Annotated in this window: 17 protein-coding genes; 7 read left to right on the top strand and 10 right to left on the bottom strand. The window is 73.1% G+C overall.

The window, feature by feature from the left end:
• Positions 1-7 precede the first annotated feature (7 nt).
• Complete coding sequence (locus AB0C62_RS11135) at positions 8-1,162, bottom strand: acyl-CoA dehydrogenase family protein (RefSeq protein ID WP_362971772.1); 1,155 nt, start codon at positions 1,160-1,162, stop codon at positions 8-10.
• Positions 1,162-2,349 carry an amidohydrolase family protein gene (locus tag AB0C62_RS11130; RefSeq protein ID WP_362971770.1) on the bottom strand — a complete coding sequence of 396 codons (1,188 nt, stop codon included), beginning with the start codon at positions 2,347-2,349 and terminating at the stop codon, positions 1,162-1,164. Before AB0C62_RS11130 ends, AB0C62_RS11135 begins: the two co-directional genes overlap by 1 nt.
• Positions 2,350-2,566: 217 nt before the next feature.
• Between AB0C62_RS11130 and AB0C62_RS11125 the strand changes: the two genes are divergently transcribed.
• Positions 2,567-4,099: an AMP-binding protein gene (locus AB0C62_RS11125; protein ID WP_362971768.1), complete on the top strand. Its 1,533-nt coding sequence runs from the start codon at positions 2,567-2,569 to the stop codon at positions 4,097-4,099.
• Between the two features lie 96 nt (positions 4,100-4,195).
• On the opposite strand, the gene AB0C62_RS11120 is transcribed toward AB0C62_RS11125, so the two are convergent.
• The gene (locus tag AB0C62_RS11120; protein WP_362971766.1) at positions 4,196-4,708 is read right to left on the bottom strand and encodes an EF-hand domain-containing protein; all 513 of its coding nucleotides are present in this window, start codon (positions 4,706-4,708) and stop codon (positions 4,196-4,198) included.
• Positions 4,709-4,937: 229 nt separating this feature from the next.
• On the bottom strand, positions 4,938-5,306 hold the full coding sequence (locus AB0C62_RS11115) for an STAS domain-containing protein (protein ID WP_362971872.1): 369 nt from the start codon (positions 5,304-5,306) through the stop codon (positions 4,938-4,940).
• A 548-nt stretch (positions 5,307-5,854) separates the two neighbouring features.
• Between AB0C62_RS11115 and AB0C62_RS11110 the strand changes: the two genes are divergently transcribed.
• Positions 5,855-6,436, top strand: a complete 582-nt coding sequence (locus AB0C62_RS11110; protein ID WP_362971764.1) for a sigma-70 family RNA polymerase sigma factor — start codon at positions 5,855-5,857, stop codon at positions 6,434-6,436.
• Positions 6,433-7,800, top strand: a complete 1,368-nt coding sequence (locus tag AB0C62_RS11105; protein WP_362971762.1) for a zf-HC2 domain-containing protein — start codon at positions 6,433-6,435, stop codon at positions 7,798-7,800. The genes AB0C62_RS11110 and AB0C62_RS11105 overlap by 4 nt, the downstream gene beginning before the upstream one ends.
• Positions 7,801-7,964: 164 nt before the next feature.
• On the opposite strand, the gene purU is transcribed toward AB0C62_RS11105, so the two are convergent.
• On the bottom strand, positions 7,965-8,849 hold the full coding sequence (purU, locus tag AB0C62_RS11100; RefSeq protein ID WP_362971760.1) for a formyltetrahydrofolate deformylase: 885 nt from the start codon (positions 8,847-8,849) through the stop codon (positions 7,965-7,967).
• A gap of 115 nt (positions 8,850-8,964) precedes the next feature.
• Positions 8,965-9,465, bottom strand: a complete 501-nt coding sequence (locus tag AB0C62_RS11095; protein WP_355880060.1) for a hypothetical protein — start codon at positions 9,463-9,465, stop codon at positions 8,965-8,967.
• Between the two features lie 117 nt (positions 9,466-9,582).
• Between AB0C62_RS11095 and AB0C62_RS11090 the strand changes: the two genes are divergently transcribed.
• Positions 9,583-10,884 carry an ABC transporter substrate-binding protein gene (locus tag AB0C62_RS11090; protein ID WP_362971758.1) on the top strand — a complete coding sequence of 434 codons (1,302 nt, stop codon included), beginning with the start codon at positions 9,583-9,585 and terminating at the stop codon, positions 10,882-10,884.
• A gap of 137 nt (positions 10,885-11,021) precedes the next feature.
• Here AB0C62_RS11090 and AB0C62_RS11085 read toward each other — a convergent pair whose 3' ends face one another.
• Together AB0C62_RS11085 and AB0C62_RS11080 are read right to left on the bottom strand one after the other, a co-directional pair.
• Positions 11,022-12,740, bottom strand: coding sequence for a hypothetical protein (locus tag AB0C62_RS11085; RefSeq protein WP_362971756.1), 1,719 nt, complete (start codon positions 12,738-12,740; stop codon positions 11,022-11,024).
• Positions 12,741-13,082: 342 nt separating this feature from the next.
• The gene (locus tag AB0C62_RS11080) at positions 13,083-14,468 is read right to left on the bottom strand and encodes a transcriptional regulator (protein ID WP_355880051.1); all 1,386 of its coding nucleotides are present in this window, start codon (positions 14,466-14,468) and stop codon (positions 13,083-13,085) included.
• A gap of 306 nt (positions 14,469-14,774) precedes the next feature.
• Between AB0C62_RS11080 and AB0C62_RS11075 the strand changes: the two genes are divergently transcribed.
• The 3 genes from AB0C62_RS11075 to AB0C62_RS11065 all read left to right on the top strand — a co-directional run bounded on the left by AB0C62_RS11075 (position 14,775) and on the right by AB0C62_RS11065 (position 17,977).
• Positions 14,775-15,428: a bifunctional DNA primase/polymerase gene (locus tag AB0C62_RS11075; RefSeq protein WP_081217868.1), complete on the top strand. Its 654-nt coding sequence runs from the start codon at positions 14,775-14,777 to the stop codon at positions 15,426-15,428.
• A 141-nt stretch (positions 15,429-15,569) separates the two neighbouring features.
• A complete protein-coding gene (locus AB0C62_RS11070; RefSeq protein ID WP_362971754.1) occupies positions 15,570-16,367 on the top strand; it encodes an ABC transporter ATP-binding protein in 798 nt (265 codons plus the stop codon).
• Positions 16,364-17,977: a transporter gene (locus AB0C62_RS11065; protein WP_362971752.1), complete on the top strand. Its 1,614-nt coding sequence runs from the start codon at positions 16,364-16,366 to the stop codon at positions 17,975-17,977. The genes AB0C62_RS11070 and AB0C62_RS11065 overlap by 4 nt, the downstream gene beginning before the upstream one ends.
• A 45-nt stretch (positions 17,978-18,022) precedes the next feature.
• Here AB0C62_RS11065 and AB0C62_RS11060 read toward each other — a convergent pair whose 3' ends face one another.
• Positions 18,023-18,889 (bottom strand): alpha/beta hydrolase, encoded by an 867-nt coding sequence (locus AB0C62_RS11060; protein ID WP_362971750.1) that lies wholly within the window; start codon positions 18,887-18,889, stop codon positions 18,023-18,025.
• Between the two features lie 775 nt (positions 18,890-19,664).
• A complete protein-coding gene (locus AB0C62_RS11055) occupies positions 19,665-20,357 on the bottom strand; it encodes a metal-dependent transcriptional regulator (protein ID WP_358822590.1) in 693 nt (230 codons plus the stop codon).
• Positions 20,358-20,679 lie beyond the last annotated feature (322 nt).

The following is a 20,679-nucleotide window of genomic DNA, read 5'->3' as shown; positions in this document are numbered from 1 at the left end:
GGCCGGTTCACCTTCCCCGGGGCAGGCCGAGGATCCGCTCGGCCACGATGTTCCGCTGGATCTGCGAGGTACCGGCCGCGATGGTGTACGACAGGGACGACAGCCGGTCCAGGGTCCACTCACGGCCGGGGTCGAGGGACTCGGGGCCGAGCACCTCGGCGGCGGCGTCGTACAGCTCCTGGCGGGCGTGCGAGTAGCGGAGCTTGAAGACCGAGCCCCCGACGCCGGGCACTCCCCCGGTCCGCTGGGCCTCGCCGACGTTCCACTGGGTCAGCCGCCACAGGGCGCGGAACTCGGCGTTCAGCCGGCCCAGACGGCGGCGCAGCACGGCGTCGTCCCAGCGGCCGTTCTTCCGTGCCTCGCGCGCCACCTCGGCCAACACACGTCGGCAGGCGACGACTTCGCCGACGAAGGCGGTGCCACGTTCGTAGGACAGGGTCACCATGGTCACGCGCCAGCCGTCGTTCTCCGCGCCGACGCGGTGGGCGACCGGGACGCGCACCTCGTCGAGGAAGACCTCCGCGAACTCGGTGGAGCCGGCGAGGGTGCGCAGCGGGCGGACGGTGATGCCCGGCGCGTCCATGGGCATCGCGAGCCAGGTGATCCCGCGGTGGCGGGGGGCGTCGGGGTCGGTGCGCACCAGCAGTTCGCACCAGTCGGCGACCTCCGCGTGGGACGTCCAGATCTTCGACCCGCTCACCACGTAGTCGTCGCCGTCCCGCCACGCGCGCGTGCGCAGCGCCGCGAGGTCGGAGCCGGCGTCCGGCTCGCTGAAGCCCTGGCACCAGACCTCCTCGCCGCGCAGCACGGACGGCAGCCAGCGGGCCCGCTGTCCGGCGTTCCCCTCGGAGGCGATCGTCGGGCCGGCGTGCAGCAGCCCGACGAAGTTCGCCCCGACGTAGGGGGCGCCCGCCTTCTCCGTCTCCTCCAGGTAGATGAGGTGCTGGGTCGGGGTCGCGCCCTGCCCGCCGGCGTCGACGGGCCAGTGCAGGCCCGCGTACCCGGCGTCGTACAGCCTGCGCTGCCAGCCGAGGTCGTAGGCGCGGCGGGCGGGCCAGTCGGCGGGGGACGGTTTCGGCGGCAGGGCGGGGAGGACTCCGGCGAGCCAGTCGCGCAGGCGGGCGCGGAACTCCTCCTCCTCGGGCGTGTACGTCAGGTCCACTACAGGTCCAGGTCCAGCATGCGGATGGCGTTGCCGCGCATCAGCTTGTGGATCGTCTCGTCGTCGAGGCCCTTCACGTGGTCGAGGGCGACCTCCTTGGTGTGCGGGAAGGTCGAGTCGACGTGCGGGTAGTCGGTCTCGAAGGTGGCGTTGTCGCGGCCGACGACGTCCAGTGACGCGACACCGTGCTTGTCGCGGAAGAAGCAGCAGAAGATCTGGCGGTAGTAGTACGTCGACGGCGGCTCGGGGATCAGGTCCTTCACGCCGCCCCAGGCGCGGTGCTCGGACCAGACGTCGTCGGCGCGTTCCAGGGCGTAGGGGATCCAGCCCATCTGGCCTTCGGAGTAGGCGAGTTTGAGGCGCGGGAACTTCACCAGGACGCCGCTGAACAGGAAGTCCATCATCGAGGCCATGGCGTTGTTGAAGGACAGCGAGGCCTGAACGGCGGGTGGGGCGTCGGGAGAGGCGGCCGGCATCTGCGAGGACGAGCCGATGTGCATGTTCACGACCGTGCCGGTCTCCTGGCAGACCGCGAAGAACGGGTCCCAGTAGCCGGAGTGGATGGAGGGCAGGCCCAGGTAGGTGGGGATCTCGGAGAAGGTGACGGCCTTCACGCCGCGGGCCGCGTTGCGGCGGATCTCGGCGACCGCGAGGTCGATGTCCCACAGCGGGATGAGGCACAGCGGGATCAGCCGGCCGCCGCTGTCGCCGCACCACTCCTCGACCATCCAGTCGTTGTAGGCCCGCACACAGGCCAGGGCGACCTCCTTGTCGTGGGCCTCGGCGAAGGTCTGGCCGCAGAACCGCGGGAAGGTGGGGAAGCAGAGGCTGGCCTCGACGTGGTTGAGGTCCATGTCCCTGAGCCGTTCGGCGGGGTCCCAGCAGCCGGGCCGCATCTCGGCGCGGGTGATGCCCTCCAGCGTCATCTCGTCGCGGTCGAAGCCGACGGCGGCGATGTTGCGCTTGTACGGGAACTTGAGGTCCTCGTAGATCCACCAGTCCGTCGGTGGTCCTGCCGGGTCCATGGTGATCTGGTACTTGCCCGCGACGTACGCGAGTTCGCCGATGCCGGCGGTGAGCGGCCGCGGCCCGCGTTCCCGGTACTTCCGCGGCAGCCAGGTCTCGAAGAGGTGCGCGGGCTCGATCACGTGGTCGTCGACGCTGATGATGCGGGGCAGTTCGGTCATGGTCCCCTCCGCCTGGCGTACGGGTTCGTCCGCGGGTCTCCCCACCGACGTATCCGACGTATCTGATGGGTCGTCAGATCACTGTCCACAAGCAGGCTAGCCCCGCGCCTATGGACCGACAAGGCGGCGAGCCCTACGCTCTGCGCACGATCTGACTGACCGTCAGTTCCGGCCCGTGCGACACGGGTGCCGAGGCGAACGCCCCCGGGGGGTCGAAGTGAACGACACCGCACACGCGCTGAGTTCCGCCCGCACGCTGTGGGAACTGGTCGACCGGCGCGCCCAGCTCACCCCCGACCGGCCCGTCCTGCTCCAGGGCGACCGCTCGCTGACCTTCGGTGAGCTGCGCGAGCGCTCCGAGCGGGTGGCGGCCGGCCTGTACGAGCGGGGCGTGCGCCCCGGCACGGTCGTCGCCTGGCAGCTGCCCACCCGGATCGAGACCGCCCTGCTGTCCTTCGCGCTGGCCCGCGTCGGCGCGGTGCAGTCCCCCGTCATCCCCTTCTACCGGGACCGTGAAGTCGGCTTCGCCGTGCGGGAGTCGAAGGCCGAGTACTTCGCCGTGCCGGGCGAGTGGCGCGGCTTCGACCACACCGCGATGGCGCACCGGCTCGGCGCGCGGAACGTCTTCGAGGCGTACGACGACCTCCCGGACGGCGACCCCGCGGTGCTGCCCGCCCCGCCCTCGAACGGCACCACCGTCCGCTGGATCTACTGGACCTCGGGCACCACCTCCGACCCCAAGGGCGTGCTGCACACCGACCGTTCCCTGATCGCGGGCGGCTCCTGCCTCGCGCACGCCCTGCGCCTGTCCGCCGACGACGTGGGCTCGATGGCCTTCCCGTACGCGCACATCGCCGGCCCCGACTACACGGTGATGCTGCTGCTGTACGGCTTCCCGGCCGTGATGTTCGAGCACTTCGCGCTGCCCGCCGCCCTGGAGGAGTACCGCAGGCACGGCGTGACGGTGGCGGGCGGGTCGACCGCCTTCTACGCGATGTTCCTCGCCGAACAGCGCAAGCGGCCCGGCGAGCCGGTCCTGCCCGCCCTGCGGCTGCTCGCCGGCGGCGGAGCGCCGAAACCGCCCGAGGTCTACCACGCGGTCGTCCGGGAGATGGGCGTGCAGCTCACCCACGGGTACGGGATGACCGAGGTCCCGATGATCACGATGGGCGCGCCGGACGACACGGCGGAGAACCTCGCCACCACGGAGGGCCGGCCGCCGGACGGCATGGAGATCCGGATCGTGGACGCGGCGGGAGCGCCCCGGCCGGCCGGCGTCGACGGGGACGTGCGGCTGCGGGGCGAGGCCGTGTGCCGGGGTTATCTGGACCCGGCGCAGACGGCGGAGGCCTTCGACGAGGACGGGTTCCTGGTCACCGGGGACGTCGGGCATCTGACGCAGAGCGGGCATCTGGTGCTCACCGGGCGGGTGAAGGACATCATCATCCGCAAGGGCGAGAACATCTCCGCGAAGGAGATCGAGGACCTGCTGCACCGGCATCCGGCCGTCGGGGACGTCGCGGTGATCGGCCTGCCCGACGCCGACCGCGGGGAGCGGGTCTGCGCGGTGGTCGAACAGCCGCCGGGGTCGCCGGAGTTGACGCTGGGCGCCATGACCTCGTATCTGCGCGGTGAGGGCCTGTCCGTGCACAAGCTGCCGGAGCAGCTGGAGGTGGTCGACGCCCTTCCGCGCAACGAGACGCTGCGCAAGGTGCTCAAGTACCGGCTCAGGGAGCGGTTCTCGGCATGAGGAGGAAGGCCGGGACCCCGTCGTCCGGGCCGTCCTCCGCGGGCGGGTGCGGCGCCGCCGGTCGTGTCGCCGCGCGGGTGCCGTGGGCGCGGCGAGCTACTCGGGCACCGTGAAGTAGCCGGCGAAGGCGGCGACGACCTCCGTCTCGCCGATCCGTCCGTCGGTGTCGGCGTCGAGGGCGGCGGCCGCCGCGGCCGCGGCGTCCTCGTCCGCGCCGAGGGCGGTGAGGACGCGCCGGGTCTCGTCGACCGTGGCCGTGCCGTCCCCGTCGGTGTCCGCCACCGCGAGGGCCGCGTGCAGGAAGGGGCGGGCGATCTCGGCGAACCGCTCGGGGTTGTCCCGCAGCCGCTTCACCGCGCCGCTCACGAACTCCTCGCGGGTGATGCGCTGGTCACCGTCCCGGTCCGCTATGCCGGCCATGCCCTGCCAGAACGCCTCGGCGCCGATGTACAGGGCCTGGCCCTTGTCCGACCGGGCGGTCGTACCGAACTCGGAGAGCACGGCCTTGGCCGCGGCGTTGAAGTCCTCCCGGTCGATGTAGCCGTTGCCGTCCTGGTCGAATCCGGCGAACCGGGCGGCAATCCTGCGTTCGTACTCGCTGCTGACCATGGTGTGTTCGGACCGCCTCACTGCTCAGCCGGCCGTGGCCGGACTGCGGTTCATCTGGCACGGAGCGTACGACGCGCGGGCCGCGGCCGGAGCCGAAAACGACGGTTGCGCCAAGACCGCGGGAATTCCGGGACAACGATGTGGCAGTGCGTCGCACGGTGCGCCGGGGACGTCACGGGGGGCGAGACCCGGGAGGGCGGGGTGACGGACCGCACACGGACCGCGGTGATCAGGCCGACAGCGGCCGGGAGTCCTCGTCGAGAGCCTCTTCGACGTCCGGGTACACGTCGAAGAGACGGCGCACGCCGAGCGCCGCGAGCACACGGTTGACGTGGGAGCCCTCCACCGCGCCCTGGGCGGGCAGGATCAGCCGCAGCCGGCCCTGGCAGGAACGCATCAGGCGGCGGGTGGCGATCAGGACGCCGACGCCGCTGGAGTCGCAGAACAGGACCTCGGAGAGGTCCAGCACGATGCTGTGCCGCCCCTCCGCCACCACGTCGTGCACGCCCTGGCGCAGCGCGGGCGCCGTCACGAGGTCGAGCTCACCCGACACCCGTAGCACGGCCCACTCGCCCACGTCGCGGCTCACCGCGTCCAGGCCGTCCGCGCGGCCCGTACCCGCTCTGCCGCGCGCGCCGCCCTCGCTGTCGGTCACGTCGGTCACCTCGGTCACCTTGAGCGTCACCGCCACGCCTCTCGCTCGCCTCGTCCCGCAGAACCGGAAGCCGTTCGTACGCTTCCTTCCAGCGCGGCTGCCCAGCCGTCATGACGCGAAACACCGTTCCGCGGTTCCGTGAATCGGCCTTCCATGAAACACGGATCCCGCCCGGAAGAAACGCCGGTCTACGGTCGAAAATGCTCGACGAAGGACCTGTTTCGGTCGTGTACGGACTCATGTGGTCATGTCCGGGGGTGGAAGGGGCGCGCTTCTACCATCCGTGGCTGGTTCGGGGGCGCACATTGACGCAAAGGGGCGTGCGCTGTCGGACGTGCCGACTACATTCAGGACAGCAGGAGCGCACAGGCTGGACGGCGAACCGCATGGCTGCCCGGCGAATGGGGACACGTCGGTACACAGGCAGGACACAGGCAGGACACGGACAGGCGCCGGACACGACGGCGCACGACGAGGGGTCAGGGGGCCGCATGGCGACGCAGGACGCACCGCCCCGCTGGGACCGCAAGATGCAGCAGCGGCTCGCACGCGGGGAGGCGGCGGCGCTCGGCGAGTTCTACGACCGGTTCGCCTCGCTCGTGCACGGCCTCGCCCACCGCGTGCTGGGCGACGAGCGGGCCGCCGACGGCATCACCCGCGAGGTCTTCACCCACGTCTGGGAGAACCCCGACGCGTACGACCCCAAGCAGGGGCCACTGCGCTCCTGGGTGGCCGGTCTGACCCACCGGCTGGCCGTGCAGCGGCTGCGCGCCACCGAGACCGCGGCCCTCGCGCAGGGCGGCCACGGCACGGCCGAGGAGCTGGAGCGCAAGGTGCGCAGCGCCTCCATCGCGGCTCGCGCGGACTACATCGTGACCTCCATGCCGTCCCCGCTGCGGGCCGCGCTGGACCTCGCCTACTTCCAGCGCCGGGACTACCGCCAGGCGGCGGCCGACCTCGGCGTCACCGAGGACGAGGCCCGCCGCCGGCTCCGTCTGGGCCTCCAGCTCCTGTCCACCGCCCACGACGCGGGACCCACCGGCCCGCCGTCGCCGTACGGGGGTGCGCGGTGAGCGGAGAAGCGGACCGCTCCGGGCCGCCCGGCCACGGTGACGATCCCCACGACGGCCACGACGGCGACTGCCATGGCGGGGGACGCCACCGGGAGCACCGGGATCCGGAGAAGCCGGAGGAGTACCCGGAGGCGGGGATACCCCTGCCGCGTTCCTCCGTGGAGGACACCGGACTGCCGCTGCCCGAACCGGCCGCGGCGTCCCTCGCCGTGCCCGTCCCGGCGCCGCTCGTCCTCGAACACCACGTCCTGAAGTCACTGCTCGGCGCGTGGGCGCTCGCCGCCTGCTCGGCGGACGAGACGACCGCCGTCGAGGAACACCTCGGGGAGTGCGGCGCGTGCGCGGACGAGGCGCTGCGGCTGCGCGGGGCGGTCGGCCTGCTGCACCCGGCGGAGAGCCTCGACCTGGACCCGACGCTGCGCACCCGGGTCCTGGCGGGCTGCCTCGACCGGCGCCCGCCGCGCATCCCGGTCCCCGAGTGGGCCGCTCCCTACGACGCGGAGAGCGCGCGGCTCGACGCGCTGCTGCAGGACATCGGCGGTGCCGAGTGGCACGCCCCGGTGCGGCTGCGCTGGTTCGACGGCGACGCTCCCACCAGCCGCCGTACGACGGTGGCGGGTGTGATCGCCCACCTGTTGAGCGTCGACGGTCTCGTGGCCGTCGCGCTCGGCCTGGACGATCCGCTCGGCGACGCGGGCTCGCCGGGGCAGACCCCGCAGGGGCGCACCGAGACGTACTGGCGCGCCTCGCACTTCCCGCCCACCCGGTCCGTGCGCGGGCCCTGGCGGGCGCAGAGCCACCACATCGTGCGGACGGTGTCGTTCGTGGACGGCGGCGGCTCCTCCCGCTCGGGCGGGGACCGTTCCGGCGGTCTGACCGTGCCGTACGGCGGTTTCGACCTGCCGCTGAGCGACTCGATGCTGGACCGGGCCTTCGAGTGCTGGGTGCACGCCTGGGACATCGCGGAGGCGGTGGACTACCCGTACGAGCCGCCCGCCGGCCGGCATCTGCACCGGATGATCGACCTGGCCGCGCGGATGCTGCCCGGTTCGCTGGCCGAGCGGCGCAGGGCGGGGCTCTCGGCCCCGCCGGTGCGGCACCTGGTCGCCGCGGGCACCGGCGGACGCAGTCTGCGCCTGGAGATCGAGGGGTCCGGGGGCGGCGAGTGGCTGATCCCGCTGGACTCCCCGGGCGCCGTCGGGTCCGCCGCGCACGAGGTGGCCCATGTCGCGCTGGACGGCGTGGAGTTCTGCCGGCTCGCGGCGGGCCACGTCTCCCCGGAGGAGGCGGCCGCCGGACAGGACGGCGACCGCGAGGCCATCAGGGACGTCCTCTTCGCGGCGGCGTCACTGAGCCGGATGTGACCACGCCCGGACCGCCCGCGCCGCACCGGCCCGTACGCGCCTGAGTCCGCGGGCGGCTGGGGGCCGGTGTCCGTGGCCGGTTGTCCGTGACCGGTGGCCCCTGCGCCCGTGGTTCCGTGGGCCACCGCCCGCTGGGCCCGGGACGGCGTGGCCGCCCCGCCGCGCTACGCGAAGATGACCGTGCGGCGGCCGTTGAGCAGGATGCGGCGTTCCGCGTGCCACTTCACCGCGCGGGCGAGCGCCTGGCACTCGACGTCCCGGCCGATGGCGACGAGCTGGTCGGGGGTGACGTCGTGGCCGACGCGCTCGACCTCCTGCTCGATGATCGGGCCCTCGTCGAGGTCGGCGGTCACGTAGTGCGCGGTGGCGCCGATCAGCTTCACACCCCGGGCATGCGCCTGGTGGTAGGGCTTCGCGCCCTTGAAGCTCGGCAGGAACGAGTGGTGGATGTTGATGATGCGGCCGCTGAGCTGCTTGCAGAGGTCGTCCGAGAGGACCTGCATGTAGCGGGCGAGGACGACCAGTTCGACGCCCTGCTCGCGCACCAGCTCCAGCAGCTGCGCCTCGGCGTCCGCCTTGGTGTCCTTCGTCACCGCGATGTGGTGGAAGGGGACGTCGTAGGAGCCGACCAGTTCGGCGAAGTCCGTGTGGTTGGACACGACGGCCGCGATGTCGACGGGCAGGGCGCCGATCCGGGCGCGGAAGAGCAGGTCGTTCAGGCAGTGGCCGAACTTGCTGACCATGAGGACGATCCGCATCCGGTCCTCGGCCCGGTGGATCTGCCACTCCATGTGGAAGGCGTCGCCGATCGCCGCGAAGCTCGCCCGCAGCTTCTCCACCGTCACCGGGGACTCCGCGGAGAAGTGCACGCGCATGAAGAACAGGCCGGTGTCGTGGTCGCCGAACTGCTGACTGTCCTCGATGTTGCAGCCGGTCATGAACAGATAGCTCGACACGGCGTGCACGATGCCCTGCTTGTCGGGGCAGGACAGGGTCAGGACGTACTGCTCGGCGGCGGGCGCGCTCCCGCGGACGGACGGCTCATTCATGCGGGACAGGTTCCCATACCGGGCCCCCGCGGGGCACTGCCGTCCCGCGGGGCGGACGCCCCCGGCGCGACGGGAAGGCCACGACGGGAAGGCCACGGGCCTCCGGCCGGGACCGCTACGCGGAACGCGTCAGGATGCGCAGGACTTCCAGCGTGCGCGGCGGCACGTCGGGGTCCTCGGCGTCGCTGGTCGCGAGCCGGACGTGCGCGGCGCGCGCGGCGTGCACGGCGTCCGGCCACGCCTGGTGGTCGACGTAGGCGGAGACGGGGGCGTCGGGGCCGACCTGGTGCATGATCCGCAGGACGCGCAGGACGGCGGTGTCCACGAGGACCGCCTCCTCGGAGTCCCGGAAGATCGTGCCGACGTACTTCTCGGCGGACCAGTTGTCGAGCCAGGTGTCCTCGACCAGGCGGTACACGGCGTCGGTGACGTCCCCGTACCCGTCGACGCCGGCGAGCCAGACGTCGCGCTGGAAGGCGGGGTCGGAGAGCATGTGCAGCGCGGAACGCACATTGCTGCGCCAGCGCCACCACGGCATGTCGTTCAGTGGCATGCCGCCCATGGTGGATGAGTGACGGCCGCGACGGGAAGAGTTCTCCGAACCTTGCACGGTCACCGATCGTACGTTCCCTGTGAAAACCACCTCACCGGCCCCCTTCCTTCACCTCTGCGTCATCTCCTCTTGACCCCGAGTCACTCAGGGGTTCGCCGTGTGAGGGAATCGTGCATGTCCATGACCGGTAGGCGACGTACGCGCACCACCTCCCCCGTCCCGCGCCGTCGGCCCCTGAAGGCCGTGCTGCTGTCCGCGTGCGCGCTGGGGGCGTGTGCGTCGATCGCCGTCGGGTGCGGGGTCGTCCCCGGTGCCACGGGGGGCTCCGGGGACGGCACGATCAAGGTGATGACCTGGGCGCCGGAGAAGACGGCCGCGACCAACCAGCCCGGCATGCCCGCGATGGCCCGGGCCTACGCCCGCTGGGTCAACGCCCACGGCGGCATCGGCGGCCGCAAGCTGGAGGTCCTCACCTGCAACGACCACAACGACTCCATCGACGCCGCGCACTGCGCCGAGCGGACCGTGGACGAGGACGTCGTCGCGGTGGTCGGCTCCTACAGCCAGCACAGCACCTCCTTCTTCTCGCCGCTGGAGAGCGCGGGCATCCCGTACATCGGCGGCTACGGCGTCACCGACGACGAGTTCACCAGTCCGCTCTCCTATCCGGTCAACGGCGGCCAGCCCGCCCTGCTGGCCGGCCTCGGCGAGCAGCTCGCCGGGAACTGCGGTCCCGTCTCGCTGATCCGCCCCGACACCACGGCCGGTGACCAGCTCCCGGTGCTGCTCGACTCGGGCCTGAAGGCGCAGGGCCACCCGCAGGCCGCCGACCAGCGGGCCGCCGAGGACGCCACCGAGTACTCCCGCCCCACGCAGCAGGCGCTCCGGCACGCGACCTCCGACCAGGCCAGGCGCGGCTGCGTGGTGCCCGCCCTCGGCGACCGCACCGACACCTTCATGGACTCCTTCCGGCGTGACAGCACGAACTACCCGAGGGTCCGCACCGGCACGGTCGTCGGCAGCATCGACCAGTCGCGGATCGACGCCACCGGCGGCAGGTCGGGCCCCTACGAGGGTTCGTACGTCACCGGCTGGTACCCGGCCGCGGACGACGCGCGCTGGAACGAGATGCGCTCGGTGATCAAGGAGCAGGCGTTCGGCGACAACCGGATCGACCCGGCCGACGTCGGGGTGCAGACCACCTGGATCGCCTACACCGTGCTGAAGAAGGCCGTCGAGTCGCTCGGTTCGGGCGACGTCACCCCGCTGGCCATCCGGCGGGCGCTCGACAACGGCCTCAAGGTGAGCACGGACGGCCTCACGCCGACGCTGCGCTGGCGCTTCGAGGACCTGATCGGTGCCATCGACTTCCCGCGCCTGGTCAACGGGGACGTCACCTTCCAGGTCGTCCGCGACGGCCGGCTGACGCCCGCGCGCCGCGGGTTCGTGAACATGTCGAAGACGCTGGAGAGCGCCGAGTAGGAACCTCCCGTCCCGTCACGACGAACGCCGGCCCGGCCCCCTGAACGGGGGGCCGGGCCGGCGTCTCGGTCGCGGGGGCCGGTCCCGCGGCGCCGCCGGAGCGGGGGCCGCGGGCCGTCAGAACCGGGTGCGGGCCGTCAGAGCTGGGTGCGGGTGCGCTGGGTCAGCCCGTACTTCGAGGCGATGGAGTTCCAGAGCCGCGCGGCCTTCTCCTTCTGGGCGGAGGCCGTGCCACTGGCCTGGTTGCCCGCCAGGGTCTGGCCGGTGGTGCGGGCCTGGCCCTTGTGGCAGCCCTTGCCGCCCTTGGCCTGGTCGGCCCAGGCCGCGTAGTGGTTGTCGGCCGACGCGGAGGCCTTCCAGCCGCTGGTGAGCGCGGCGGTCAGCTGGGCGTTGTTCGGCAGCTTGTCGACGGTGAGGGCGGAGAGCCGGGTGACCAGCTCGCCGCGCTGCTTGGCGGCGTCGCGCAGACTGCCCGCCGCCTGGTCGAGGTTCTGGCACGCCTTCACGTCGCCCACGGCCTTGATCACGGAGTCGCGGCTGCTGGTGCTGTCGGCGAGGAGCTTGTCCAGCTCGACGGCCTGCGCCTTCACCGGGTCGGCCGCGGCGGCCGAGGAACCCTCCGTCGCGGGCGCCGTCGCGGACACCGTCTTGCTGGTGTCGCCCTTCGCGTCGTCGTCCCCGCCGCCGCTGAGCAGGGCGCCCGCGCCGATACCGAGGACGACGATGCCGACGCCGACCGCGGCGATCAGCGGGACGCGCGAACGGCCCCTGCCGCCGCCCTGGCCGTCGTGGTCCGAGGGGCCGGCACGACGGGCGGCGGCCCTGCCCGCGGGGGCGTACGCGCCCGGCGCGTCCGGCGCGGACTGGGTGCCGTACGGGTCGTGCGCGCCGCGCGGGGCCGGTGCGGCGGGATCGAAGCGCGGCAGCTGCTGCGTCGAGGGGGGCGCGTCCGGCTCGCTGCGGAAGAGGTTGTCGAACTCCGCCGGGGGCTGCCGCTCCTCCGGTGCGCCGGGGCGTACCCCGTAGGAGTCGGCGGGCTGGGCCGGCACGGGAGCCATGAACTGGGTGGGGTCGGCGTCGGAGCCGCCGGCCGGGGGCAGCGATCCGGGCCCGTCCTGCGGAGTGTGCCCGAGATAGGGCGTCGGGCCGGCGCCCTGGACCTCGGGCGGCAATGCGCCCGGTCCGACGGGCGGTATGTACTGCGTGGCGCCCTCGTCCGGCGCCGCGGGGACGGGCGGGATGAACTGGGTCGCCCCTTCGTCACCACCGGGTCCGGCCGGTATGTACGGAATGTACTGCGTGGCACCCTCGTCCGCGGCGGGCGGCAGCGGCGCGGGCTGCGCGTCGGACCGGCCGTGCCGGGCGTGGGAGCCCTGCTGCCGGCCCGCGTCCCCGTATCCGTCGTACCCGTCGTAACCGCCGGCCGCCCGGGCGCCGTGCGTGCCGTGGCCGTAGCCGTTCTGCTCGCCGTAGCCGTTCTGCTCGCCGTACGAGGACTGGGCGCCCTCGGGCGGCAGCGGGCCCGCGCCGGACGGCTGCTGCCAGCTCTGCGCTCCGTGGGAGTCCGCGGAGGTGGCGGTGTCCCACTGCTGGGCGGAGGGTGCGGGTCCCGGCTGCTCGGGGGCGGACCACGTCTGGCCGCCGTTGCCCTGCGCTCCCCAGCCGTCACCGGGCTGCGGGGGCGGACCGGCCGGCTGGTCGGGGCCCCACGGGCGGCCCCAGGCCTGACCGCCCGCCGGGGTGGCACGGTCACCCGTGGTGCCCGGCAGCAGCGGTTCGCCACCGTCCGAGGGCAGCACGATGCCTTCGCGCGCGGGCCGCGCCGAGGGCTCCTCGCCCTGTCCACTCTGCGTCACCGGGACTCCTACGAATGGGGGACCTTCGGAATCGTCGGCTCACGCTACCGGGTCCCAACAGGCCGGTGCCACGCAGCACGGGACGCGACCCGGGCACCCTGTGACACGGGTAACGAAACCGCCCCCGAATGCGCTGTATCTCACTCGCTTCCCCCACGACGCCCGCGTTCTCCCGGTGTTCACGCGGACACGGCCCGAAAGTTCACGCACGGGGCCCGCGCGCCGCGGCGTGACGCACACCGCACCGGACCGGGGGCGCACACACCGTGCGCCCCCACCGCGTCCCCCGCGGCACCGGCCCTTCGGGACGCCTCCCCCAACCCACCTGCCCCAACCGTCCGTTCAGGCCGCCGACTGCAACTCCATGCGCGCCCCGAACTCCCGCACCACCGCCTCGTCCCGGAACGGCTCCAGGCGCTGCTGGAGGTCGTCCAGGTACTCGGCGCCCCGGTTGGAGCGGAGGGTGCCGAGGAGTTCGACGGCGCGCAGTCCGGTGGTGCAGGCCTGCTCGATCTCACGCTGCTGGACCTGTGCCGTGGCCAGCAGGACGTAGCCGATGGCACGGCGGCGGGCGCGCGACTCGGGGTGCCCGGCCAGGGACTGCTCGGCGCACCGCGCGGCGGCCTCGGCCTGGCCGAGGTCGCGGTGGCAGTGAGCCAACTCGTCGGCCAGGTAGGCCTCGTCGAAGTGCGCGATCCACGTCGGGTCGTCCCCGGAGGCCGCGTCGGCGCCCTCCAGCGCGGTGACGGCCCGTCCGGACGCCGCCTGCGCGGCCCGCGCGTCGCCCATCAGCGCGTGCCCGCGTGCCTCGGCGGCGAGGAACATCGCCTCGGCGCGCGGGGTCACCCGCCCCCGCGCTCCCTCCTGGGCCGCGCGCGCCAACTGCGCGATCTCCCGCGGGTTGCCGAGCTGGGCGGCCAGGTGGCTCATGGACGCGGCCAGTACGTAACCGCCGTATCCGCGGTCGCCGGCGGCCTGCGCGAGCCGCAGGGCCTGGATGTAGTACCGCTGGGCGAGACCGGGTTGGCCGGTGTCGACCGCCATGTAGCCGGCGAGTTCCGTCAACCGGGAGACCGCGGCGAACAGTTCGCGGCCGACCGCCTCCCGGTAGGAGCCGGCCAGCAGCCCGGAGACGACGCTGTTCAGGTAGTGCACGACGACCGGGCGCACATGCCCGCTGCCGTACTGGTGGTCGAGTTCGACGAGGGCCTGGGTCATCGCGCGGACCGCCGCCACGTCGGAGTGCCCGACGCGCGGGCCCGCCGAGCGCGCCACCTGCGCGTCCGGCCCGGAGATCAGCCAGTCGCGGCTCGGCTCGACGAGCGCGGACGCGGCGACGGACGACCCGGACAGGAAGTCGCGCCGCCCGACGTCGCTGCGCCACAGCTCACAGACCTGCTCGATGGCGCCCAGCACGGTCGGCGAGAACTGGAGGCCGACCCCGGACGCCAGGTTCTTGCCGTTGGCCATGCCGATCTCGTCGATCGTGACCGTCCGGCCGAGTTTGCGGCCGAGGGCCTCGGCGATGATCGCCGGAGCCCGCCCCCGCGGCTGCTGGCCGCGCAGCCAGCGCGCGACCGACGTCTTGTCGTACCGCAGGTCGAGCCCGTGTTCCGCGCCGCACATGTTGACGCGGCGGGCCAGCCCCGCGTTCGAGCAGCCCGCCTCCTGGATGAGCGCCTGGAGCCGTTCGTTCGGCTGCCTGGCGATGAGCGGCCTTGCGGCCATGGCGTACCCCCTGTGGCTGCGGTGCCTGCCCACGCACCGAGTTGACGTGTCTTCGCCGGCCCACCCACCGAAAGAAGTCGGCCAGGAAGATCAATGCCCCGCAGACATACCGAAGATGCGGGACATGTGAGGATTGCCGGGGTAAGGGCGGTTGCCCCGACCCCACCCCTGGTTACCCACTCCCGGCTGCCGTTCCTCCCGCGCGCCCCCGCACGTGCATCCATGCGCCCCGGGCGGGGAATCGATGCCCCGCCCCCGCGCGCGTGTCCCCCGTAACCCGAGGTGGGCCGGGGAGTTGAGTTCCACGTGGAAGAGACCATCGCAGGCACCGAGACCGCACAGATCCCCCAGCAGCGCGGCGAGTCGCTGCAGGAAACCGCCGTGCGCTATGCCGAGGAGCGCCACTGGGACGTGTTCCCCGGCACTTGGCTGGAAGCAGTCGACGGGGTGCAGCGCTGCTCCTGCGGCGAGCCGGCCTGTGCCGTACCCGGGGCGCATCCGGCGCGCGACGACTGGGCGACCCAGGCGACGGGCAGCGCGACCGTGGCGCGGCGGCTGTGGTCGAAGCAGCCGACGGCGTCGATCCTGCTGCCCACGGGGCGTACGTTCGACGCGATCGACGTGCCCGAGTCCGCCGGGTTCCTGGCGCTCGCGCGGATGGAGCGGATGGAGCTCACCCTCGGACCCGTGACGTGCACCCCGGACCGGCGGATGCACTTCTTCGTCCTTCCCGGTGCCACGGCGAAGGTCCCCGACCTCGTCCGCCGGCTGGGCTGGCCGCCCGCCTCCCTGGACCTGGTCGCGCTCGGCGAGGGCGCGTACGTGGCGGCGCCGCCCACCCGCTTCGGCTCCCGGGGCGCCGTGCAGTGGGCGTGCCGCCCGACGCCGGCGAACCGGTGGCTGCCGGACGCGGAGGAACTGATCTCCCCCCTCGCCTACGCCTGCGGCCGGGACCGCTAGGTCCCCGTCCCCGCCCCGGGCACGGGGTCCGGCCGCCGGGGCGGGTGTCCCGGCGGCTTCGGCGCGGCATCTCCACCTTCTCGGCCGGCCGCCCTGCTCTCGTGAGCCCCGGCTGGGGCGGATGGGCCCTAGGGTGCGTGTATGAGCGAGGGAGCGAAGGACGACGGGGTGCCCGCCGTGCGGGTGCGCGGGCTCTGGAAGCGGTTCGGGGAGCAGATCGCCGTCGCCGGCATCGATCTCGACCTGCCCGCCGGTCAGTTCATCGGGCTCGTCGGACCGAACGGGGCGGGCAAGACGACCACCCTGTCGATGGTGACCGGGCTGCTGCGGCCCGATCAGGGCGTCGTCGAGGTCGTCGGGCACGACGTGTGGCGCGACCCGGTGGCGGTGAAGGCGCGGATCGGGGTGCTGCCGGAGGGGCTGCGGCTCTTCGAACGGCTCTCCGGACGCGAACTCCTCGCGTACACGGGCCGGTTGCGGGGGCTGCCGGGCCCCGAGGTCGACAAGCGCGCGGGGCAGCTCCTCGACGTCCTCGACCTGGCGGGCGCCCAGCACAAACTCGTCGTCGACTACTCGACCGGCATGCGCAAGAAGATCGGCCTCGCCTGCGCCCTGCTGCACAATCCCGAAGTCCTCTTCCTGGACGAGCCGTTCGAGGGGGTGGACCCGGTCTCCGCGCAGACCATCCGCGGCGTCCTGGAGCGGTACACCGCCTCCGGCGCGACCGTCGTCTTCTCCTCCCACGTGATGGAACTCGTCGAGTCGCTGTGCGACTGGGTCGCCGTCCTGGCCGCCGGACGCATCCGCGCGCACGGACCCCTCGCGCAGGTCCGCGGCGACGCGCCCTCGCTCCAGCAGGCGTTCCTGGAGCTGGTCGGCGCCCACGGCCGCGACACGGTGGCCGACCTGGACTGGCTCGGCGGCGGGGCCGCGCGATGAGCACCGTCCCGGACGTCTCCGCCGCGTCGATCACCCCGGTCGTCGTCCGTCTGAAGCTCTCCCTGCTGCGCAACGGGCTGCGCCAGTCGGGCGGGCGGCGGGCCGCCTACATCGTCTCCGTCGTCGTCGCCCTGCTCTTCGCCGCGCTCCAGCTGATCGGCCTGATCGCGCTGCGCGGCAACACGCACGCCATCGCCGTCTCGCTGCTGCTGGTCGCGGTGCTGGCCCTCGGCTGGGCGGTGATGCCGCTGTTCTTCCCGAGCGGCGACGAGACCCTCGACCCGACGCGCCTGGTGATGCTGCCGCTGCGCCCGCAGCCGCTGGTCCGCGCGCTGCTGGCCGCGTCCCTGGTCGGCGTCGGACCGCTCTTCACACTGTGCCTGCTGACCGGTTCGGTGATCTCGGTCGCGCACGGGGCCACGGCCTGGGTGACGGCGGTCGTCGCCGTCGCCCTCGCGCTGCTGGTCTGCGTGGCCCTCGCTCGGGCGGTCGCGGCCGCCAACATCCGGCTGCTGTCCAGCCGCAAGGGCCGCGACCTGGCGGTCCTCAGCGGCCTGGTCGTCGCGGTCGGCGCGCAACTGGTCAACTTCGGTGCGCAGCGCCTCGGTTCGTCGGGCGGACTGTCGACCCTCGATCCGGCGGCGGACGTGCTGCGCTGGGTGCCGCCGGCCTCGGCGATCGGCGCGGTGGACTCCGTGAGCGACGGTGCGTACGGGAGCGCGGTCGTGCAGCTGGCGCTGTGCGGGGCCGCCCTGGCGGGGCTGCTGGCCCTGTGGTCCCGTCATCTGACGCGGCTGATGACCTCTCCGGACGGGTCGACGCTCCAGGCCGCGGAGCCCGCCGCGCGGGAGCGGGGTTCGTCGGGGCTCGGGCGGCTGCTGCCGGCCGGCCGGACCGGCACGGTCATGGAACGCAGCCTCAGATACGTGTGGCGCGACCCGAAGACCAAGGCGGCCTGGGTGACGTCGCTGGCCATCGGGCTGATCGTGCCGGTGTTCAACGCCCTTCAGGGCACCGGCTCGGCCTATTTCGCGTGCTTCGCGGCGGGCATGCTCGGGATCCAGATGTACAACCAGTTCGGGCAGGACACGTCCGCGTTCTGGATCGTCGCGATGACGATCTCCTCGACCCGGGACGCCTACGTCGAACTGCGCGGGCGGGCCCTGGCCCTGCTGGTGATCACCCTGCCGTACGCGACGCTGGTGACCGTCCTGACGACCGCGCTGCTCGGCGCCTGGCGGCAGCTGCCGGAGGTGCTCGGCCTGTCGTTCGCGCTGCTCGGGGCGATGCTGGCGACCGGGGCCTGGTCCTCGGCCCGTTTCCCGTACTCCATCCCGCAGGAGGGCTACAAGAACGTGGCTCCCGGGCAGGCCGGTCTCGCCTGGATCGCCATCTTCGGCGGGATGGTCTCGGCCGCCCTGCTGTCCGCCCCCGTCATCGCCCTCACGATCTGGCTGAACGTGAGCGCGGACGGGGACCGGTGGAGCTGGCTGCTGCTGCCTCTGGGCGCCCTGTACGGCGCCCTGGTCACCCTGCTGGGGCTGCGCCTGGCGGCGCCCCGGACGGCCCGCCGGCTGCCGGAGGTCCTGGCCGCGGTCAGCAAGGGGTAGCCGACGGTCCGGACGCGCGGGCCCGGTCCGGTGAGGACGTGAGGTCTAGCTGGTGAGGACGCCGTCCAGAAACGGCTCGATCGCGCCGCGCCACGCCTCGGGCTGGTCGTAGTGCACGAGGTGCCCGGCGTCGGCGACCTCCGCGTACTGGCCGCGGGGCAGGACGCGGACCATCTCCTGGGCCTCGGCCCGGCCCAGCTCGCCGTCGAGGCCGCGCACGACCAGTGCGGGGCACCGGACCTGGGCGAGCTCCTCCCAGTGCGCGTCGTACACCCACGTCTGGCGGGACTTGAGCATCTGGCGGGGTTCGAAGACCGGGCGCCAGCCGTCCGGGGACTCGTGCATCACCTCGGCGTAGAACTCGCCGCGGGAGGGGGTGCGGCGCTCCACCCAGGGGTCGTCCTCGCCGAACCACTTCCGGACGTCGGCGAGGGTGGCGAAGGGGGCGGGCCAGGCTCTGAACCAGTCCTCCCACTCGCGCTGCGAGGCGGCACCCAGTGCCGAGGCCCGCATGTCGCAGATGATCAGGGCGCGGACGAGGTCGGGGCGCTTGGCGGCGAGCTGCCAGCCGGTCAGGGCGCCCATCGCGTGGCCGATGACGACGGCCGGTCCGAGACCGAGCTGGTCGAGGGCGGCCTCGGCGTCCTCCACGTAGGCCTCACGGGTGTACTCGGCCTCCGGGGCCTTGTCGCTCTGGCCGTGTCCGCGCTGGTCGAGCGCGACGGCGCGGTGCCGCTCGGAGAGCCAGCGGGCGGTGGACGCCCAGTGCGAGGCGCGGCCCATCAGGCCGTGCAGTAACAGCACGCCGGGCGCCTCGGAGGCCCTCGGCTGGTCGGTCTTGGGAGGATCGGCGAACTCCCAGGCAGCGAGGCGTACTCCGCCCGCTCCCGTCACGTCGATGCGCCGCACCATCGGTAATGGCACCCCCCTAGCTCGCTCGGACCCGCCCGCTCCCGCTCGACCCGGCCGGTCCACTCGTACCGCTTCCTGCCGCTGCTCCTGCTGGTCTGCTGCTCGGTGTGTCCCTGGGGTCTCTCCCGGTCCTCCCGCCACGACGCCACGTTATCGAATGGGGTTTCGAAACTGGCCTTTCCGGCCACAACACCCCTCGTTCGAGTGACCACCCCGGGGGATTGGCCGCCGCCCTCGCGGGGAGATCTTCAGCGGGGGGCGGACCGCTCGGGGAAACCGGTCCGAAGGAACCGACCCTGGGAGCTCGGGGCTCCGGGTCGGTACGGGGGAGGACAGGCCCCGGCGCCATGCGGCGCCGGGGCCCTCTCCACGTCTGCGGCACATCCTTGCGCCCCCTCCCCGACCGCACACCGTCGCTCTCGGACACGGTCAAGAGCCCTCAGGTCATATGCCTCACGCGACAGCCTCGCACGCAAACGGTCCCGGCGCTGCGATTCCGCACACTGAATCTTGGTTTCGGCCGGCCCACCCAGGCGTCACAACTACCCCTGCCGTCCCAGCAGTTGGCATCTCCGGTGGCTGCCCGGGCGGAGGGGCGGCAGGTCGCGCGGCGGGCACCCGGGCACCGGCGTCGAGACCGGCGCACGCCGGTCCCTCGGCCGGTACCCGGGACCTGCCCCTCGCGGGTACCGGAAGCCCGGGAGCGCCGAAGGGAACGGCGCGGCCGGGACGGCGGTGGGCCGGCCCGGGGGCCGGCGCCTGCGCGGGCGGGGTGTCAGCGCTTGGCGACGAACACGTGGGAGGCGACCTCGGCCTCCAGCTCCGCCGCCTCACCGCCGCTGCCCACCAGCACACCGCCCGCCGACTCGGTCACGCTGACCACGGAACCGGGCTGCACGCCCGCCCGTCGCAGCGTGTACATCAACTGCGCGTCCGTCTGGATCGGCTCACCGATCCGCCGGACGACGACCGTCTTGCCGTCCAGACCCGGGTCCAGCTCGGCCAGGGAGACCATGCCGGCGTCCAGGAACGGGTCCGCGCCGTCCTTCTCGCCCAGCTCCTCCAGGCCCGGGATCGGGTTCCCGTACGGCGACTCGGTCGGGTGACGCAGCAGCTCCAGGACGCGGCGCTCCACCGCCTCGCTCATCACGTGCTCCCAGCGGCAGGCCTCGGCGTGCACCTGCTCCCACTCCAGACCGATCACGTCGACGAGGAGACACTCGGCGAGCCGGTGCTTGCGCATCACGCGCGTGGCCAGCCGCCGGCCCTCGTCGGTGAACTCCAGGTGCCGGTCGCTGGCGACCGCCACCAGGCCGTCGCGCTCCATGCGCGCCACCGTCTGGCTCACCGTCGGGCCGCTCTGGTCGAGCCGCTCCGCGATGCGGGCGCGCATGGGGACCACACCTTCCTCCTCCAGCTCGAGGATGGTGCGGAGATACATCTCCGTGGTGTCGATCAGTCCGGACATTCATGCCCCTTGATTAGCTCTGCCGGAGACTCGACATCCACCGGCGTGTGCGCTGGCCCTGAACTCAATTCTGACGCATAGCACTGACAAGCGTGCCTCGCCGTCGCAACCGCACGCTGCCGGATGCCCCGCGAGGGCCGCCGTCCCGGCATCCGGACGCCCCTACGCACCCCGGCCGCAGCGCCCCGGCCCGCCCCGCAGGCCGTATTGACAGGGCACTGGTCCAGACCGCAACGTGATCCGCGACACGACGGGAGTACGGCCGCACCGGCGCACCGGTTCAGCCGCGCGACCGCCCGGTGCCGACACCGCCCGGCACCGA

This window comes from Streptomyces sp. NPDC048643, from assembly GCF_040650615.1.
Taxonomy (GTDB): domain Bacteria; phylum Actinomycetota; class Actinomycetes; order Streptomycetales; family Streptomycetaceae; genus Streptomyces.
Note: the sequence above shows the minus strand (reverse complement) of the source record. Positions and strands in the feature narration are given on the sequence as shown.

Excerpts from the sequence above, each read along its gene's own strand:
- AB0C62_RS11090 (WP_362971758.1), top strand. The coding sequence starts at position 9,583 with ATGACCGGTAGGCGACGTACGCGCACCACCTCCCCCGTCCCGCGCCGT.
- AB0C62_RS11130 (WP_362971770.1), bottom strand. The coding sequence starts at position 2,349 with ATGACCGAACTGCCCCGCATCATCAGCGTCGACGACCACGTGATCGAG.
- AB0C62_RS11080 (WP_355880051.1), bottom strand. The coding sequence starts at position 14,468 with ATGGCCGCAAGGCCGCTCATCGCCAGGCAGCCGAACGAACGGCTCCAG.
- AB0C62_RS11065 (WP_362971752.1), top strand. The coding sequence starts at position 16,364 with ATGAGCACCGTCCCGGACGTCTCCGCCGCGTCGATCACCCCGGTCGTC.
- AB0C62_RS11055 (WP_358822590.1), bottom strand. The coding sequence starts at position 20,357 with ATGTCCGGACTGATCGACACCACGGAGATGTATCTCCGCACCATCCTC.
- AB0C62_RS11060 (WP_362971750.1), bottom strand. The coding sequence starts at position 18,889 with ATGGTGCGGCGCATCGACGTGACGGGAGCGGGCGGAGTACGCCTCGCT.
- purU (WP_362971760.1), bottom strand. The coding sequence starts at position 8,849 with ATGAATGAGCCGTCCGTCCGCGGGAGCGCGCCCGCCGCCGAGCAGTAC.
- AB0C62_RS11120 (WP_362971766.1), bottom strand. The coding sequence starts at position 4,708 with ATGGTCAGCAGCGAGTACGAACGCAGGATTGCCGCCCGGTTCGCCGGA.
- AB0C62_RS11070 (WP_362971754.1), top strand. The coding sequence starts at position 15,570 with ATGAGCGAGGGAGCGAAGGACGACGGGGTGCCCGCCGTGCGGGTGCGC.
- AB0C62_RS11110 (WP_362971764.1), top strand. The coding sequence starts at position 5,855 with ATGGCGACGCAGGACGCACCGCCCCGCTGGGACCGCAAGATGCAGCAG.